Here is a 14,809-nt window from a genome sequence, read left to right as displayed (position 1 = left end):
GTCGAGATTTCCAATAATGAAAAGTTCAAGCCGGGCGATCGTGTGACGGGCGGCTTCGGCTGGGCCAGCCACGCGCTTTCGAACGGACGCGGCATCCAGAAGCTCGATCCCGCGCTCTATCACGGAAAGCTCCGTCCGACGGCCGCCATCGGCGTCCTCGGCATTCCGGGCCTCACCTCCTATTTCGGCCTGCTCGATCTTGGACAGCCGAAGGAAGGCGACACGGTGCTGATCTCGTCGGCCGCCGGTCCCGTCGGCGCGACGGCAGGCCAGATTGCGAAGATGAAAGGCTGCACAGTCGTCGGCATCGCCGGCTCGAAGACCAAATGCGATTACGTGCGGAGCCTTGGCTTCGATCGCGCGATCGACTACCGCGAAGTGGCCGACCTCCGCGGCGCCATCGCCGAAACCTGTCCCGGCGGTATCGACATCTATTTCGACAATGTCGGCGCGGAAATGCTCGACGCCGCGATCCTCAACATGAAGGAGCATGGCCGCATCGTCGTCTCCGGCCAGGTCAGCGAATACAACCGCGCCGAAGGCGAGCTTCACGGCATCCGCAATGTGACGCGCTTCATCACCCATCGCCTGCGCATGGAAGGTCTCGTCGTCTTCGATTACTTCAAGGATTTTCGCGCCGCGCAGACGGAAATGGCCGGCTGGATTCACGACGGCAAGCTCGTCTACACGGAAGATATTTCCGAAGGGCTTGAAAATTCGGCGGCAGCTTTCATCGGGTTGTTTGAAGGCGAAAATCTGGGGCGGCGGCTCATCAGGGTGAGCTGAGCCTTCGGCTTCGGCCTCGCCCTTCGAGACGCGGCGCTTCGCTCCGCTCCTCAGGGTGAGGAGCTATTCTGAATCCATCCTCACCCTGAGGAGCGCCTTGAAGAGGCGCGTCTCGAAGGGCGAGGCCCCACAAAAAAGGCCCAGCGTTTCCACCGGGCCTTTTCATTTCATCCGTATCCGCAGATCAGCGTGCGCCGACCGCCAGCTTCTGTGCGTTGACGCGTTCCTTCTTCAGCCCTTCGGCCACGAGGAAGGCAAGTTCCAGCGCCTGGCTCGCATTGAGGCGCGGGTCGCAATGCGTGTGGTAGCGGTCGCCGAGATCGGTTTCGGTGATCGCCTGCGCGCCGCCGAGGCATTCGGTGACGTTCTGGCCGGTCATCTCGAAATGGACGCCGCCCGCATGCGTGCCCTCGGCGCGATGCACGGCCATGAAGGCCTGCACTTCCGCGAGCACGCGGTCGACCGGCCGCGTCTTGTAGCCGTTCGACGCCTTGATCGTGTTGCCATGCATCGGATCGCTCGACCAGACGACCTTCTTGCCTTCGCGCTTGATCGCATGAATGAGCGCCGGCAGGTGCTTCTCGACCTTGTCCGCGCCGAAACGGCAGATGAGCGTGAGGCGTCCCGGCTCGTTCTTCGGGTTGAGAATGTCCGTGAGGCGGATCAGCTCGTCCGGATCGAGCGAGGGCCCGCACTTCATCCCGATCGGATTCTTGACGCCGCGCAGGAACTCGACATGGCCGTGATCGGGCTGGCGCGTACGGTCGCCGATCCAGAGCATGTGGGCGGAGGTGTCGTACCAGTCGCCCGTGGTCGAGTCGACGCGCGTCATCGCCTGCTCGTAGCCGAGCAGCAGCGCCTCGTGGCTCGTGTAGAACTCCGTCGTATGGAGCTGCGGCAACGTCGAGGAATTGACGCCGCAGGCGCGCATGAAGTCGAGCGCCTCGGTGATGCGGTTCGCCAGTTCCTCATAGCGCGCGCCTTCCGGGCTGTCGGAAACGAAACCCAGATTCCACCGATGCACGAAATCGAGATCGGCATAGCCGCCGGTCGCGAAAGCGCGGATGAGATTCAGCGTCGAGGCCGATTGCGAATAGGCGCGCAGCAGCCGCTCGGGATCGGGCACGCGCGCTTCATGCGTGAACTCGATGCCGTTGATGTTGTCGCCGAGATAGGACGGCAGCGTCACGCCGCCGATCGTCTCTTCGGGCGCCGAACGCGGCTTCGCGAACTGTCCGGCGATGCGGCCGACCTTCACGATGGGCGACGCCGCGGCAAAGGTCAGCACGACCGCCATCTGCAGCAGCACGCGGAAGGTGTCGCGGATGTTGTCGGCGGAGAATTCGGCGAAGCTCTCGGCGCAGTCGCCGCCCTGAAGCAGAAAGGCCTTGCCTTCGCAGACATCCGCCAACTCGCGCTTCAGATTGCGGGCCTCGCCTGCAAAAACCAGCGGCGGATAAGAGCGCAAGCGGGCCTCGACGGCCTGCAAGGCCGCCGCGTCCGGGTAAATGGGCAGATGCTTTGCGGGTTTTGCCCGCCAGCTATCCGGTGTCCAGCTCTCCGCCATGATCGTCGCTCCGAACCGAGGGAATACGCGTCCGGACGGCCTTCGCCCGGCCTCGCGGGCCCGCCTTCTATATGGAGCCGGGTTTTATAGTCTACAACCATTCCAGAGGGAAGCCCGCGCCCAACGAGGCGAAAGGCGCAGCATGGCCGACATGCTGCGCCCCTCTATACATTCCCCGTGCTTTAGAGGCCGACCGGCAGGCTCGGCAAACCGGGAACCGACGGAAGCCCCCCGGCCGAGGGCGGCGAGACCGAGATGGTCAGGACACCGCCGCCTGCGGGCGAGCCGGCGCCGCCCGAAATGCTGGTGTCGCCGCCGGGCAGGCTCGGGAGGCCCGGAAGCGACGGAAGATCGCCGCCGCTCGGCAACCCGGGCAGGCTCGGAAGACCACCGGATGGCAGGCTGACCGGCAAGGCCGGCAGCGACGGAAGCGAAGGAAGACTGTCAGCACCCGGAAGGCTCGGAAGTCCGCCAGAAGGAAGACTGTTCGGCAAGGTCGGCAAACCCGGAAGCGACGGGAGGCCGCCCGCACCTGGCAGGTCTGGCAGACCAGGCAGGCTTGGAAGACCGCCGGACGAAGGTGGCGACACGGCGACAGTCATGCCTCCACCGCCGCCGGGTGAATCGACGCTACCAAAGACGCTGACGTCGCCGCTCGGGCTGGTCGGGGTCACATCGACGGAAATCGGCAAGGCGCCGCCGCCGAGGCCCCCAAGGCCGCCGGGCAATTCGTCGGCATAGGCAGGGGCCGCCGCGAACAAGCAGGCCGCCGTACTGGCGAGGCGCAGAGTGCTGAAGAAGCTGGTCATGGGAATGATCCTTCTGTTGACCGAACCCCGCCAGAACTTCAGGCGGGGCGATCGAAAGAGGACACCCGGCCAATTCCATTGTCTCGTTGACTTTTGTGATCGCTGGCAATTTCCGTTCCGTCCGCTAACACGAAGATTGAACGAAATAGAAAATACGCAATCGGCAACTCACGCTATCGCATAAATGTGACGTATACAGATGTTATAGCCGCGATGTTCCTTCAGGACGCAGGCGGAGCCCACTTCTCCTTCAGCGTCACAAGCTCCTCCGCCGCCGTCGGGTGAACCGCGACAGTGGCGTCGAACTGCTTCTTGGTCGCTCCCATGGAAACAGCGATGCCGACCGCCTGGATGATTTCGCCCGAGCTCGGCCCCATCAGATGGACGCCCAGCACCCGGTCGGTCTTCGCATCGACCACGAGCTTCATGAAGGTGTGCTCATGCCGGCCGGTCATGGTGTGCTTCATCGGCCGGAAGCTCGTCTTGTAGATGTCGATCTCGCCGAACTTCTCCCGCGCATCGTGTTCGGTGAGCCCGACCGTCCCAAGTTCCGGCTGCGAGAACACGGCAGTCGGGATCAGCGTATGATCGACGGCAATCGGGTTGTCATTGAAGACCGTCTCGGCGAAGGCCTGCCCCTCGCGGATCGCGATCGGCGTCAAGGCCGCCCGGTCGGTGACGTCGCCCACCGCATAGATGTTCGGAACGCTGGTCCGTGAATAGGCGTCGACTTCGATCGCGTCGTTCTTTTTGATCTCGACGCCGAGCTCTTCAAGGCCTAGACCGCGCGAATGCGGCATACGACCGGTCGCATACATGATCGCATCCGTCTCGATGACCGACCCGTCCTTCAGCGTCGCATGGAGCCTGCCGCCCTTGCGCTCGATGGAGGCGATGTCGGCATTGGTTCGGAGATCGACACCCTTCTTGGGCATCTCCTCCATCAGACCGATCCGGAGATCCTCGTCGAAGCCACGCAAAATCCTGTCGCGGCGATAGAGCAGCACCGTCTGCGCGCCTAGCCCGTTGAAGATGCCGGCGAACTCGACGGCGATATAGCCGCCACCGACGACGATCACATGCTCCGGTAGCCTCTCCAGATGGAACGCCTCGTTCGACGTGATCGCGTGTTCGATGCCGGGCACACTCTCGGGCTTGAAAGGCGTGGCGCCCGTCGCGATCAGGATCTTGTCCGCCGTCACGTCGCGGCCCTCCGCGACGAGATGCACCGTATGCGCATCCTTCAGCACCGCGCGCGACTGGATGATCGTCACACCCGCCCGGTCGAGATTGCGAATATAAATGCCGTTGAGCCGGTCGATCTCGCGGTCCTTGTTGGCGATGAGCTTCTCCCATGAAAAGCTCGTTTCACCCACCGTCCAGCCGAACCCCGCCGCATCCTCGAATTCTTCCGAGAACTGGCTCGCATAGACGAAGAGTTTCTTCGGTACGCAGCCGCGAATGACGCAAGTCCCGCCGACCCGGTATTCCTCCGCGACCGCGACCTTCGCGCCGTGGTTCGCGGCGATGCGGCTGGCGCGCACGCCGCCCGAGCCCGCACCGATGACGAAGAGGTCGTAGTCGTATGTCTGTGGCATCTGCTCCTGCCTCGCCTTCCTATACCTCCCCCTTGAGGGGGAGGGCCTGCCCCGGACTTGATCCGGGGTCGATCAGCGAAGCTGATCGGGTGCGGATCTTCTTCGAAAGACTCTTCCTTGACGCTTCCCCCCCTCCCACCCCCCTCAAGGGGGGAGGGCTAGAGAGGAAAGACCCTACTTCGGCTCTATCATATCGACACCGGACGCCGTGCCCACAAGGGCCATCGTCGCGATGCCGATGAACAATCCGCTCTCGACGACGCCCGGAATGAGGTTCAGCTCGCGGGCCAGCGCATCCGCATCGGGAATGCGGCCGAAATGACAATCGAAGATGAAGTTGCTCGAATCCGTCAGGAAGGGCTCGCCATAGCTATCGACGCGCCGGGCGATCTTGCCGTGGCAGTCATAGGCGCTCGCGATTTCCGCGATGCGCCGGACGGTCGCCACCGCTCCGAAGGGAATGACTTCGATCGGTAGCGGAAAAGCGCCCAGCATCGCGACTTTTTTCGACGCATCGGTAATGACGATCATCCGGTCCGACGACGTCGCCACGATCTTCTCGCGCAGCAGCGCCCCGCCGCCGCCCTTGATGAGCCGGAGCGCCGGATCGAACTCGTCGGCGCCGTCGATGGTGAGATCGAGATGCGGCGTGTCGTCGAGATTGGTGAGCTTCACGCCGAGCTCGGTCGCGAGCTTCGCCGTGCGCTCCGACGTCGGCACGCCGATCACGTTCAGCCCGCCCTTCACGCGCTCGGCGAGCACGCGCACGAACTCCTCCGCGGTCGAGCCCGTGCCGATGCCGAGCTTCATTCCGTCCTCGACGAATTCGACGGCCTTTGCGGCCGCCGCCTTCTTCTGTTCGGCCGGTGTCATTCGTTCAGAGCCCCGCCATTGCGACATATTTCACTTCGAGGAATTCCTCGATGCCCCAGGGTCCGCCCTCGCGGCCGATCCCGGATTCCTTGTAGCCGCCGAAGGGCGCGACCTCTGTCGAGATCAGTCCCGCATTGACGCCGACGAGGCCGGCTTCGAGCGCCTGCGCGACCCGCCAGACGCGACCGATGTCGCGGCTGTAGAAGTAGGACGCGAGGCCGAACGGTGTGTCGTTGGCGAGCAAGATCGCTTCCTCCTCCGTCTTGAAACGGAAGACCGGTGCGACCGGGCCGAAGGTCTCTTCCTGCGCGACCTTCATCGAAGGTTTCGCGTCGGCGATCACCGTCGGCTCGTAGAAGGAATGACCGAGCGCGCTCCGTTTGCCGCCGATGACGACGCGGCCGCCCTTCGCCAGGGCGTCGGCCACATGCTCTTCGGCCTTTTCGACGGCGGCCATGTCGATGAGCGGTCCCTGCGTGACGCCCTCCTCGAAGCCGCTGCCCTGCTTCATCGCCTTCACCTTCGCAGCAAGCTTCTCGACAAAGACGTCATAGACCTTGTCCTGCACGAGGAACCGGTTGGTGCAGATGCAGGTCTGGCCGGTGTTGCGATATTTCGAACCGATCGCGCCCTCGACCGCGGCATCGATATCCGCGTCGTCGAAGACGATGAAGGGTGCATTGCCGCCGAGTTCCAGTGACACCTTCTTCACGGTCGAGGCCGACTGCTCCATCAGCTTCTTGCCGATCTCGGTCGAGCCGGTGAAGGTCACCTTGCGCACGATCTCGCTCGTCGTCATCTCGGTGCCGATCTTGCTGGCCTTGCCGGTGACGACGCTGAAGACGCCCGCCGGAACGCCCGCGCGCGCGGCGAGTTCGGCAAGCGCCAGCGCGGAAAGCGGCGTCTGCGACGCGGGCTTCACCACCATCGCACAACCGGCGGCGAGCGCTGGCCCGGCCTTGCGCGTGATCATCGCGGCCGGAAAATTCCATGGCGTGATCGCCGCGCAGACGCCGATGGGTTGCTTCAGCACCACGATCTGCCGGTCAGCCTGCGGCGACGGAACGATGGCGCCGTAAACGCGCTTGGCCTCCTCGCCGTAATATTCGATGAAAGCCGCCGCATAGGCGATCTCGCCCTTGGCTTCAGCCAGCGGTTTGCCCTGCTCGGCCGTCAGGATCGCGCCGAGATCGTCCTGATTGGCCATCATCAGATCGAACCAGCGGCGCAGGATCGCGGCGCGTTCCTTCGCCGGGCGCTTCGCCCAGTCCTTCTGCGCCCTTTCGGCCGCCTTCAGCGCCTCGCGCGTTTCGGCCGCGCCGAGCGACGGCACGGTCGCAATGACCTCGTCGGTCGCAGGGTCGTTGACCTTGATTTGCGACGCTCCCTCGCCCACCCATTTTCCGTCGATATAGCAAAGCGTCTTCAATAGGCTCTGGTCTTTGAGGCGCGCGGCAAGCTTCATGGCGGGAACTCCTTGGGGGACGGCTTGCTTATTGAATGGGGTCGGGCTCAAACTGACGCCGGATGCGTCGAGCGGACCGCCGGGGCGTCCTCTTTAGTTAGCATTCGGACGCTGGAGCGGAAAGGGGCAGAGCGGAAAGGCCATGGACGCTAGCCTGTTTTTCTCGGAAACCTACGAGACCGCACGCTCCCGCTTCCTCGAGGCGGCGGCCCGCGCGGAAGCCCGGATTGTCTCATATGAAAACCCCTCCGCGCGCGGCCCGCATGGAACGCCGCTTTACCTCGATACGGCCTGGTTCGGGCCCGCCGACGCCGAAACCGTCCTTCTCAACACCAGCGGCACACATGGCGCCGAGGGCTTTGCCGGTTCGGCCGCGCAGCTTGCCTGGATCGAGACCTGCGGCCCCCGCGACCTTCCGCCGCGCACCGCCGTGCTGCTCGTCCATGCGGTCAATCCTTTCGGCTTCGCCTGGGGCCTGCGCGGGACGGAGAACAACGTCGATCTCAACCGCAATTTCCTCGATCACGCGGCGCCTCATCCCGACAACCCGCTCTACGACGAATTGCACAAGTTTCTATGCCCGAAACGGCTGGACGATGCCGCGATGTCGAAGATGCTCGCCGCCGGCGCGCGCTTCGTCGAGAAGCACGGCCAATGGGCACTCGAGGACGCGATCAGCCGCGGGCAATACACGCATCCCGACGGCTATCACTATGGCGGCCTTGAGCCCGAGTGGTCGAACCTGACCTTACGCCGTATCGCGGAGACCGAACTCGCCCAGGCGCGCCGCGTCGCCTTCGTCGATTGGCACTCGGGGCCGGCGGGCGACGGCGAGTTGATCTATCTCTGCTTTTCAAACCCGCGAGGTGCGGAGTTTGCACGCGCCGCCCATTGGTGGGGCGAGGACGCGCTCGATCCCGCGACCGTCAATGCGATGTGGGGATCGAAACGCCCGTCGAGGCGCGGCATCATGTTCTGGGGACTGGAAGAACAGCTGGCGCCCCATGCGCGGCTCACCGGCGCCGTCGTCGAATTCCGCTCCGCGCGCCACAAGCCGAGCCCGGCCAAAACGATCCGCGCCTCGTTGCTCGAACGCTGGCTGCGCTTTGAAGGCGGCCTAGACGCGCCCGAGGCAAAAGGATTCCTCGAAGAAATCCGCGACGATTACGCGCCCCGCCGCCAATCCTGGCACGACAATGTCATCCGCAACGCGCTTGCCTGCTATCGCGAAACGATAGTCGGCATGGCCGACTGGGAGCGGGAGCGTGCCCGCGCGGCGGACTAGCTGGGTAGCCTGAAGTCGTAACGCACTTCCGCGATCCACGGATAGCGAGAGAAGCCGACGGGCCGCCGCGCCGTCGCCACGCCCCCCATGCGCTCGTAGAAGCGCTGAGCCTTGATATTTTTCTCCAGCACCCAAAGATGCGCTTCGTCATGGCCGAGACAGGCGATTTCGTCAAAGCAGTGCTGCAGCAACTCGCGGCCGACGCCCCGCCCCTGATCCATCTTCCGCACGTAAAGCGTCGTCACCTCGTTGTCGCGCGCATGTCCGAAACCGACAAGCCCACCGGATTGTTCGGCGATCCAGGCAATTCCCGTCTGCAAGGCATGCGTCCATTCGACGATGGAGCGCCCGAGATTGAGGTCGTCGAGAATGGGTTGAGGAAGAATGCCCGGATAGGCTTCGCGCCAGCAGATAATCTTCAGCCGCGCGATCAGGTCTTCGTCCTGATCCGGCCAAGCCATCCGTACCTGATAGCGCGTGAGCACGGTCATGTCGAAAAGTATGGCGGAAAGGCGGACCCCTGCCGATTGAAAAATGGTCCTTTCCGGTCGAGAAGCGTGAGCTTATGAGAACGGCGAAAGGAATCGCCCCATGAGCCATACCTCCGCCCCCGTCATCGCCGCCGTTCCGCTGGAGGAAGCCGGCGTGCGCCTCGAGCCTCTGATCGAGGAACACCGCGCGGGCCTCGCCCGCGCGAGCGACACAGCCGACGTCTGGCGCTATCTCCCCTATGACGGAAGGGGCGTGGGTTTCCACGCCTGGTTCGACACGACACTCGAACTCAACCGGAAGAACCGTGAAGCGGTCTGGGCGGTGCGGACTCTCGCCGATGGGGCGCTTGTCGGCTCGACGCGCTACCTCAACATTGCCACCCATGATTTGCGTGTCGAGATCGGCGGCACATGGTACGCACCCGCCGTCTGGGCCAGTCGGGTCAATCCTGCCTGCAAGCTGATGCTGCTCGCGCATGGCTTCGAGACGCTCGGCCTTAACCGCATCGAGCTGAAGACGGACGCGCGCAATTTGCGGTCGCAGGCCGCGATCGCCAAGCTCGGCGCGGTGCGAGAAGGCATCTTCCGCCGCCACATGGTTCTGCCGGACGGGCATGTGCGCGACACTGTCTACTTTTCGATCATCCGCGAGGAATGGCCGGACGTGAAAGCGCGCCTCGAAGAGAGGCTTGCCAGCGCCTGAGGCGCATGCGAGACAGACCGGACCTCCAATCTGCCGCCCGGTCCTTCATGCCTCGCCCCACGCTGCTTTTCGATCTCGACGGTACGCTCGCCGACACCGCCGGCGATCTCTGCGAAACCATGAACGTCGTGCTGACGCGTCATGGCCGCGAGCGGGTGCCGGCGGCCCGGGTACGCCATCTGGTAGGCGGCGGCGCGCGGCTCCTGCTTGAGCGCGGCTTCCGGGAAACCGGCGTCCCGGCGAGCGAAGAGCTGCTGGACCGCACCTTTGAGGAATTCATCGAGTATTACAGCGATCATATCGCCGACCATACGGAGCTCTGGCCAGGTGTTGCGCCGTTGCTGCAACGACTCGAAGATGCCGACGTGCTGCTCGCCGTCTGCACCAACAAGGTCGAGCGTCTGTCGCGCCAGCTTCTCGAAAAGCTCGGCATCGACCGGCATTTCCCGGTTGTGATCGGCGGCGATACGCTGGCCGTCAAGAAACCGGATCCCGAACATCTCTTCGAGGCGATCCGCCTCCTTGGCGGCGATCGCAGGTCGACGATCATGGTTGGCGACAGCGAAACCGACATCGACGCCGCAAAAAATGCCGGTCTGCCCTCGATCTGCGTCAGCTTCGGCTATACCCGGCATCCGGTCACGGAACTCGGCGCCGACATTGTCATTGACCATTTCGACGAATTTCCCCGCGCGCTGGCGACGCTGATGCCGGAGCAATTCGACGGCTGGCGCTAGAGAACCTTCAAATTCCACCTCCATCGGCCAGTTCGATATCCGCCGCTCCACCCCCGCCGGAACGAGACCGCAAAGCCCGGAGCGCGCCCCGCCCGCCCCTTTTCGCGGTCTCGATGCCGCAGAACCAGCCTAGCGCGCTCACCGGCCTGAAAAAGGCCGCAAATCCGGGCCGCCGCAAGGTCCCTTGACTTCGAGATTGCCCCAAGCTTATAGACGGGCTCCCGCTCGGGAGAGGCCGCAAGGCCGCCCGGGGCGCGCGCGGGCGGTTAGCTCAGTTGGTAGAGCACTGTGTTCACATCGCAGGGGTCGGCGGTTCGAACCCGTCACCGCCCACCATATTTTTCAAGCACTTACCGAATTTTGACACAGGGTGCCTTTGGTACAGACGTACCGCCGTCACAGATTGCGCACAGAAACGAAAAAAGCCCCGCCACCGGGTAAGGGCAGCGGGGCTCAAGACGCCTTCGCGGGGAGGAGATCGCGGCGGCGTTATCGGCCGGGCATCATGCCCGGCGGATTACTTCGGAGGCAGGCTCACGGCCGCCGCATATCCCTGACATGCCCTCAAGGCGCGGTCGTCGGCGATGATGGCGGCTCGGAGATCGAAATAAGCGCGTCGAGCTTCTGGAGCGAGTTCGACGGCGGCGTCATCGCCACTGCCGGCGGCGCCGGGATCGCCGGGCACGCGAGCGGGACAGGCTGCACGGACTGACAGCCGGCGCTTGCCATCGGCAACGTCAGCGCGAAGAGCAGCCTCGCGAATTTCATTTTCATGTCGTTCTTTCTCCAGTTGGGCCGAAAGCGCGTCGATCTGCGCCTGCAGGCCGCGTTCTTTTGCCCTCGCCTGTTCGCTGGCTGCGACGGCGGCTTCGTCGGTCAGCGCCTTCCGATCCGCATTGCCCTCGGCATAGCCGCGCTCATAAGCCATGAAGCCGACGAACAAGACGCCAAGCACGATGCCGAGGATCGCCCATGGGTTGAGGGTCATGACCTGAATCCTTCGATGCAGAGTTCGCGTTCGGCCGCGCGGCGCTTCACGAGGCCGGGAAGCTTCTTGCCGCCGGCATAGACGAAGCGCAGAAGCTCGTCGCAGGCCGGAGCGCCCTCGCCCGCGTTAATCCGCCGGGCGAGCGTCGAGCGGCAATATGCGCCGCCACCGACATTGAAAGCGAAGCTCGCCAGCGCCGCGCGCGTCGGCTCGCCGAGCCTGACGCGGGTACAGCGCGCCACGTCGGCGAACGCCTTTCCGAGATCGCCGGCGAGCAGCGCATCGCATTCGGCCTTGGAATAGGTTCGGCCCATCTCGACATTGCCGGTGTGGCCGGTGCAGACAGTCGGAATACCGATGGGATCGAGATAGGGCGTCGGCTTCGTCCCCTCGAAATATCCGACCGTCGCCACGGCAAGGGCCACGGCGCCCGCACCGGCAGCCGTGAGGCGCTTTCTAAGTTGCGGGTCCATCTTTCCTCCCCTGCTTCACGACGCGCACCAGCGGCCCAAGGAGCGCCAGTACGGACATCCCGATGACGAGCCAGCGCGGAAAGCTGATCGAGACGCAGTCCTGAAATTCCCGTGGCATGGCTTGCAGCCCGACCGCGACCGCGCCCGCCACGCCGATGGCGAGGTAGAGCCATGTGCTCCACCATTTCCAGACGTCGCGCGCATCATCGACGAGACGATCCTTGAGGCGATCCCAAATCTCCGAAAGCTTCATTATTGTTTCCTGTAGTTGGACGGCGCGTGCCGGTTGAGCCCACCGTCGATCAGGGCGCCGACGAGGCGATCTACGTTCTGCTTCACATCGTCGAGCTTCTGGCTCTGCCGGGCGTTCTGTTCCTTCAGATCCTGAAGCCCGCGCCCGACGTCGCCATGGCTCGCCTCGAGCTTTGTCACGCGCTCCCGCAGCTCTCCGACCTCCGATTTCGAGGCCGGAATGTCCACATAGCCGAAGCCGTAGAGTATGGTCAGGAAGAAGCCGACGACCGGCAACGGGAGCACGGCATGTCGCAGATGTTCAGTCAGGAATTTCATCTTCGGCGGCATCGCGGTTCCCCCTTTTAAGTCGGTCGCGGGCCGCTTCCATGCGCGCCACGATGAAGAGCAATAATCCCGGAAAGGAGAGCGCGATAAGGATGGCGAGCCATTTCGGGGTCGATCCGGCCACGCCACTCATGATTGATGCTCGCTCGGCAGACGGTGAAGATTTCCAGATATCCGAGGAAGGTGAGGAGGTCGGCATACGGCCTGTTCGTCGGCGGAATGTTCGTGAAGCTCACGCCGAGGAAGAAGGCCATATGCACGACGACGTGAAGGATCGCGAGACGGATTAGGATCAACTGCCATTCGCGCGAGTATGCCTTCCGCGAGAAGGCCTCGATCATCAGCAAGGCGACGAAGGCGTCTATGCAGAGATATTGAAGCACCGGGACGCCGTGCCCGGTGCTCGTCGCCCAGAGCCAGGTCGGATAGGTCAGCCCCCATTCGAGGAAGACCAGCCCCATCATGACCCGCTCGCTCTTGCGGCCGAAGACGCAGGCGATGACGGCGCCGGCCACCAGCGCCATGAAATACGCCATCGCCAGTGCGCTCGGCATCGTCATTTCCCGCCATCGGCGAGCTTCTGGTACGCGGCCAGCGCCTCGGGATGGACGTCGTCGCCCGCCGGCGGCACTTCGATGTCGAACGCCTTGGCGAATTTGCCGAACTTGACGTGCAGCGAAGTGATGAGGGTCTTTTCCTCGTCCGTGCCGGTCTCGTAGATCAGCCATTCGAGGCGGCGGAACTCCGCCGTGGTCTTCAGGACTTCGTCATTCATGTCGTTCGTATCGGCCATTTTGTAGACTCCTTTCCAGGGTGGTAGTGTTTCAGGATTGAACGGCAATGGGTGTCAGGCGATGGCTCTTCTGGATCAACCGATCACCGCCCCGGCGGGGACCCTTCTATTGCTCGCCGCCCTCGGTGCGGTGATTTTGTTGAACGTGTGGTACTGGGGCGAGCGCTGGCGCATGACGTCCGACGAGCGCCGTGCCGACGACGAAGAGGCCGAACAGGATCGCATCCCCGGCGATTGGTGAATGGCTGCGGCCTATCACGCTCCCCCTCCGATCTGGGCTTCAAGTTGCGTGAACTTCCACTGCATCGCCGCGATGATGATCGGAATGAAATATTCCGGTCGCAGGCCGAGCTCGCCGGTCTCCGCGTCCTCGACATAGAGCGCCCAATCGACTTCAAGGTCGTCCATGATCGCCTTCACCTCTTGGGCGAGGTGGCCCAGATGGATGCGTACGCCGGCGCGTGAAGTATGGACCTCGCGCTTGGCTGGCACCTGGCGGGTGCGGACGCGTTGGACGAAGAGCGGCCTTCCATCCTCGATCACCTGTTCACCGGCCTCGTCGACGACGGCAAAGGTATCCACCGCCTCGCGCGTCACCACGCGCCGAACGGCCTTGCGCATCGCGACGCCGCCCGCGAATTCGACCTCGTAGTCGTCAACCTCGATGTCCTCGACAACCGGCTCTTCGACCATATGGTCGGGGTCGTCTTCGATCGTCACGACGGTCTGTCCGCTAATCCACTGATACGCGACCGGGTTAAGCCGCGTAATGAACTCCCAGCAGAGTGCACCATCAAGAGACGCAATATTGGTCTTCTGGCGCGCGTCTGAGGTCTGGATCGTGCCATTGTTTGACCACACCGCCGACCAGCGCGCGCCGGACTTTCCGAGCGAAATTGCATTGTCGGCGTACGGTACAACGTTGCCTGCGCTTTCGAAGAGCACCCGGTTCACACCGCCGACAGCGAAGAGTATACCGGCTGACGCTCCGTTGGCCTGAATGTTCAGGTTGGCCGACCCGCCCCATGAGATGATCGCCTGATTTGGAATAAGGTCGTTGGCGGACGAGAACGAACGCAGCGCCAGCAAGCCGCCGCTGCTCTCGACTTCCTGCTCGGCGGTCGCCGCGCTATTAGTGCTGGGGTTTGAGACGCGCCCCTTCGTCGCCGCGGATTGCGAAGTGTAGACCTCGAATCTATAGGCACCCGGCACACCCGGGCCGACACGGACGTTCTGCGTCGTCGGCGATACCGTCACCCCGCCGAGATTGCCGCGACCGACGCCTTCGGCCCAGCGCGCGATGCACATTTCACCGGCCGCCCAATATCCAGATGCATTCCCGTGGATGTAGGTATTGGTCGCGTCCCAATAGGCGACCGGTAGGAGTCCGGTGAACACGAAAAGGCGGCAACCCGGATCGAGCTCGCATGCCGCCTTCACGTAGTCGTTGCCCGCCGTGACGTCGGCGGAGTAGAGAATGCTCGGCCCCATGAGCACGATGGGTTTGTTGTAGGGCCACCACGTCTCCGCGCGCAGGCGCGTGTGAAAGCTGCCGAAATCGGTATGCCATGTCGTCGAGAGCGCAATGGCGTCGCTTTCGATTTGCCAGAAACCTGCAGGATCGTCCGCGCCCAGGCTGGAAAGACCAAGGACGGCGAGCGC

18 protein-coding genes and 1 tRNA gene are annotated in these 14,809 nt (G+C 63.7%); 6 read left to right on the top strand and 13 right to left on the bottom strand.

The features are described 5' to 3' along the window. Positions 1 to 786: NADP-dependent oxidoreductase (locus VMR03_RS14970; protein ID WP_325406613.1), on the top strand; the 786-nt coding region annotated here is incomplete at its 5' end. A gap of 184 nt (positions 787 to 970) precedes the next feature. On the opposite strand, the gene VMR03_RS14965 is transcribed toward VMR03_RS14970, so the two are convergent. From VMR03_RS14965 to VMR03_RS14945, 5 genes are all read right to left on the bottom strand, one after another. Next, positions 971 to 2,353, bottom strand: coding sequence for a class II 3-deoxy-7-phosphoheptulonate synthase (locus tag VMR03_RS14965; RefSeq protein WP_325406611.1), 1,383 nt, complete (start codon positions 2,351 to 2,353; stop codon positions 971 to 973). 182 nt (positions 2,354 to 2,535) lie between these two features. Continuing rightward, entirely contained in the window at positions 2,536 to 3,162 is a 627-nt protein-coding gene (locus tag VMR03_RS14960; protein WP_325406609.1) for a hypothetical protein, read from the bottom strand. 221 nt (positions 3,163 to 3,383) lie between these two features. Further along, positions 3,384 to 4,760, bottom strand: a complete 1,377-nt coding sequence (gene gor / locus VMR03_RS14955) for a glutathione-disulfide reductase (protein WP_325406607.1) — start codon at positions 4,758 to 4,760, stop codon at positions 3,384 to 3,386. Positions 4,761 to 4,934: 174 nt separating this feature from the next. Further along, entirely contained in the window at positions 4,935 to 5,633 is a 699-nt protein-coding gene (gene rpiA / locus VMR03_RS14950) for a ribose-5-phosphate isomerase RpiA (RefSeq protein WP_325406605.1), read from the bottom strand. A 4-nt stretch (positions 5,634 to 5,637) separates the two neighbouring features. Beyond that, positions 5,638 to 7,098 carry an NAD-dependent succinate-semialdehyde dehydrogenase gene (locus tag VMR03_RS14945; RefSeq protein WP_325406603.1) on the bottom strand — a complete coding sequence of 487 codons (1,461 nt, stop codon included), beginning with the start codon at positions 7,096 to 7,098 and terminating at the stop codon, positions 5,638 to 5,640. 142 nt (positions 7,099 to 7,240) lie between these two features. Here VMR03_RS14945 and VMR03_RS14940 point away from each other — a divergent pair, with 142 nt between their 5' ends. Further along, positions 7,241 to 8,383, top strand: coding sequence for a M14 family metallopeptidase (locus VMR03_RS14940; protein ID WP_325406601.1), 1,143 nt, complete (start codon positions 7,241 to 7,243; stop codon positions 8,381 to 8,383). Here the strand turns inward: VMR03_RS14940 and VMR03_RS14935 are convergent. Further along, positions 8,380 to 8,874: a GNAT family N-acetyltransferase gene (locus VMR03_RS14935; protein ID WP_325406599.1), complete on the bottom strand. Its 495-nt coding sequence runs from the start codon at positions 8,872 to 8,874 to the stop codon at positions 8,380 to 8,382. The genes VMR03_RS14940 and VMR03_RS14935 overlap by 4 nt on opposite strands. 100 nt (positions 8,875 to 8,974) lie before the next feature. Here VMR03_RS14935 and VMR03_RS14930 point away from each other — a divergent pair, with 100 nt between their 5' ends. The 3 genes from VMR03_RS14930 to VMR03_RS14920 all read left to right on the top strand — a co-directional run bounded on the left by VMR03_RS14930 (position 8,975) and on the right by VMR03_RS14920 (position 10,650). After that, a complete protein-coding gene (locus VMR03_RS14930) occupies positions 8,975 to 9,577 on the top strand; it encodes a GNAT family protein (RefSeq protein WP_325406597.1) in 603 nt (200 codons plus the stop codon). Positions 9,578 to 9,582: 5 nt separating this feature from the next. Then, entirely contained in the window at positions 9,583 to 10,314 is a 732-nt protein-coding gene (locus tag VMR03_RS14925; protein ID WP_325406595.1) for an HAD family hydrolase, read from the top strand. 260 nt (positions 10,315 to 10,574) lie between these two features. Further along, a tRNA-Val gene (locus VMR03_RS14920) sits at positions 10,575 to 10,650 on the top strand. Positions 10,651 to 10,831: 181 nt separating this feature from the next. Here VMR03_RS14920 and VMR03_RS14915 read toward each other — a convergent pair. The 6 genes from VMR03_RS14915 to VMR03_RS14890 are packed head-to-tail and all read right to left on the bottom strand — an operon-like array spanning position 10,832 to position 13,147. Next, a complete protein-coding gene (locus VMR03_RS14915; RefSeq protein WP_325406593.1) occupies positions 10,832 to 11,302 on the bottom strand; it encodes a lysis system i-spanin subunit Rz in 471 nt (156 codons plus the stop codon). After that, entirely contained in the window at positions 11,299 to 11,775 is a 477-nt protein-coding gene (locus tag VMR03_RS14910) for a lysozyme (RefSeq protein WP_325406591.1), read from the bottom strand. Before VMR03_RS14910 ends, VMR03_RS14915 begins: the two co-directional genes overlap by 4 nt. After that, entirely contained in the window at positions 11,759 to 12,028 is a 270-nt protein-coding gene (locus VMR03_RS14905) for a hypothetical protein (RefSeq protein ID WP_325406589.1), read from the bottom strand. The genes VMR03_RS14910 and VMR03_RS14905 overlap by 17 nt, the downstream gene beginning before the upstream one ends. After that, positions 12,028 to 12,357, bottom strand: coding sequence for a hypothetical protein (locus tag VMR03_RS14900; protein ID WP_325406587.1), 330 nt, complete (start codon positions 12,355 to 12,357; stop codon positions 12,028 to 12,030). Before VMR03_RS14900 ends, VMR03_RS14905 begins: the two co-directional genes overlap by 1 nt. A 14-nt stretch (positions 12,358 to 12,371) precedes the next feature. Next, complete coding sequence (locus tag VMR03_RS14895) at positions 12,372 to 12,908, bottom strand: hypothetical protein (RefSeq protein WP_325406585.1); 537 nt, start codon at positions 12,906 to 12,908, stop codon at positions 12,372 to 12,374. Positions 12,909 to 12,910: 2 nt separating this feature from the next. After that, entirely contained in the window at positions 12,911 to 13,147 is a 237-nt protein-coding gene (locus tag VMR03_RS14890) for a hypothetical protein (RefSeq protein WP_325406583.1), read from the bottom strand. A gap of 61 nt (positions 13,148 to 13,208) precedes the next feature. Here VMR03_RS14890 and VMR03_RS14885 point away from each other — a divergent pair, with 61 nt between their 5' ends. Then, on the top strand, positions 13,209 to 13,388 hold the full coding sequence (locus VMR03_RS14885; RefSeq protein WP_325406581.1) for a hypothetical protein: 180 nt from the start codon (positions 13,209 to 13,211) through the stop codon (positions 13,386 to 13,388). 14 nt (positions 13,389 to 13,402) lie between these two features. Here VMR03_RS14885 and VMR03_RS14880 read toward each other — a convergent pair. Beyond that, a partial coding sequence (locus VMR03_RS14880; RefSeq protein WP_325406579.1) for a tail fiber domain-containing protein occupies positions 13,403 to 14,809 on the bottom strand: 1,407 nt, incomplete at its 5' end.

It is taken from the genome of Parvibaculum sp. (genome assembly GCF_035511255.1).
GTDB lineage: Bacteria > Pseudomonadota > Alphaproteobacteria > Parvibaculales > Parvibaculaceae > Parvibaculum.
The sequence above is the reverse complement of the archived record's forward strand: the minus strand, read 5'-3'. Positions and strand labels throughout refer to the sequence as shown.

What these genes read in the sequence shown, in the direction of transcription:
- VMR03_RS14930 (WP_325406597.1), top strand. Translation starts at nt 8,975, where the DNA reads ATGAGCCATACCTCCGCCCCCGTCATCGCCGCCGTTCCGCTGGAGGAA.
- gor (WP_325406607.1), bottom strand. Translation starts at nt 4,760, where the DNA reads ATGCCACAGACATACGACTACGACCTCTTCGTCATCGGTGCGGGCTCG.
- VMR03_RS14895 (WP_325406585.1), bottom strand. Translation starts at nt 12,908, where the DNA reads ATGCCGAGCGCACTGGCGATGGCGTATTTCATGGCGCTGGTGGCCGGC.
- VMR03_RS14900 (WP_325406587.1), bottom strand. Translation starts at nt 12,357, where the DNA reads ATGCCGCCGAAGATGAAATTCCTGACTGAACATCTGCGACATGCCGTG.
- VMR03_RS14940 (WP_325406601.1), top strand. Translation starts at nt 7,241, where the DNA reads ATGGACGCTAGCCTGTTTTTCTCGGAAACCTACGAGACCGCACGCTCC.
- VMR03_RS14935 (WP_325406599.1), bottom strand. Translation starts at nt 8,874, where the DNA reads ATGACCGTGCTCACGCGCTATCAGGTACGGATGGCTTGGCCGGATCAG.
- VMR03_RS14960 (WP_325406609.1), bottom strand. Translation starts at nt 3,162, where the DNA reads ATGACCAGCTTCTTCAGCACTCTGCGCCTCGCCAGTACGGCGGCCTGC.
- VMR03_RS14945 (WP_325406603.1), bottom strand. Translation starts at nt 7,098, where the DNA reads ATGAAGCTTGCCGCGCGCCTCAAAGACCAGAGCCTATTGAAGACGCTT.
- VMR03_RS14910 (WP_325406591.1), bottom strand. Translation starts at nt 11,775, where the DNA reads ATGGACCCGCAACTTAGAAAGCGCCTCACGGCTGCCGGTGCGGGCGCC.
- rpiA (WP_325406605.1), bottom strand. Translation starts at nt 5,633, where the DNA reads ATGACACCGGCCGAACAGAAGAAGGCGGCGGCCGCAAAGGCCGTCGAA.
- VMR03_RS14915 (WP_325406593.1), bottom strand. Translation starts at nt 11,302, where the DNA reads ATGACCCTCAACCCATGGGCGATCCTCGGCATCGTGCTTGGCGTCTTG.
- VMR03_RS14885 (WP_325406581.1), top strand. Translation starts at nt 13,209, where the DNA reads ATGGCTCTTCTGGATCAACCGATCACCGCCCCGGCGGGGACCCTTCTA.
- VMR03_RS14905 (WP_325406589.1), bottom strand. Translation starts at nt 12,028, where the DNA reads ATGAAGCTTTCGGAGATTTGGGATCGCCTCAAGGATCGTCTCGTCGAT.
- VMR03_RS14890 (WP_325406583.1), bottom strand. Translation starts at nt 13,147, where the DNA reads ATGGCCGATACGAACGACATGAATGACGAAGTCCTGAAGACCACGGCG.
- VMR03_RS14925 (WP_325406595.1), top strand. Translation starts at nt 9,583, where the DNA reads ATGCGAGACAGACCGGACCTCCAATCTGCCGCCCGGTCCTTCATGCCT.
- VMR03_RS14965 (WP_325406611.1), bottom strand. Translation starts at nt 2,353, where the DNA reads ATGGCGGAGAGCTGGACACCGGATAGCTGGCGGGCAAAACCCGCAAAG.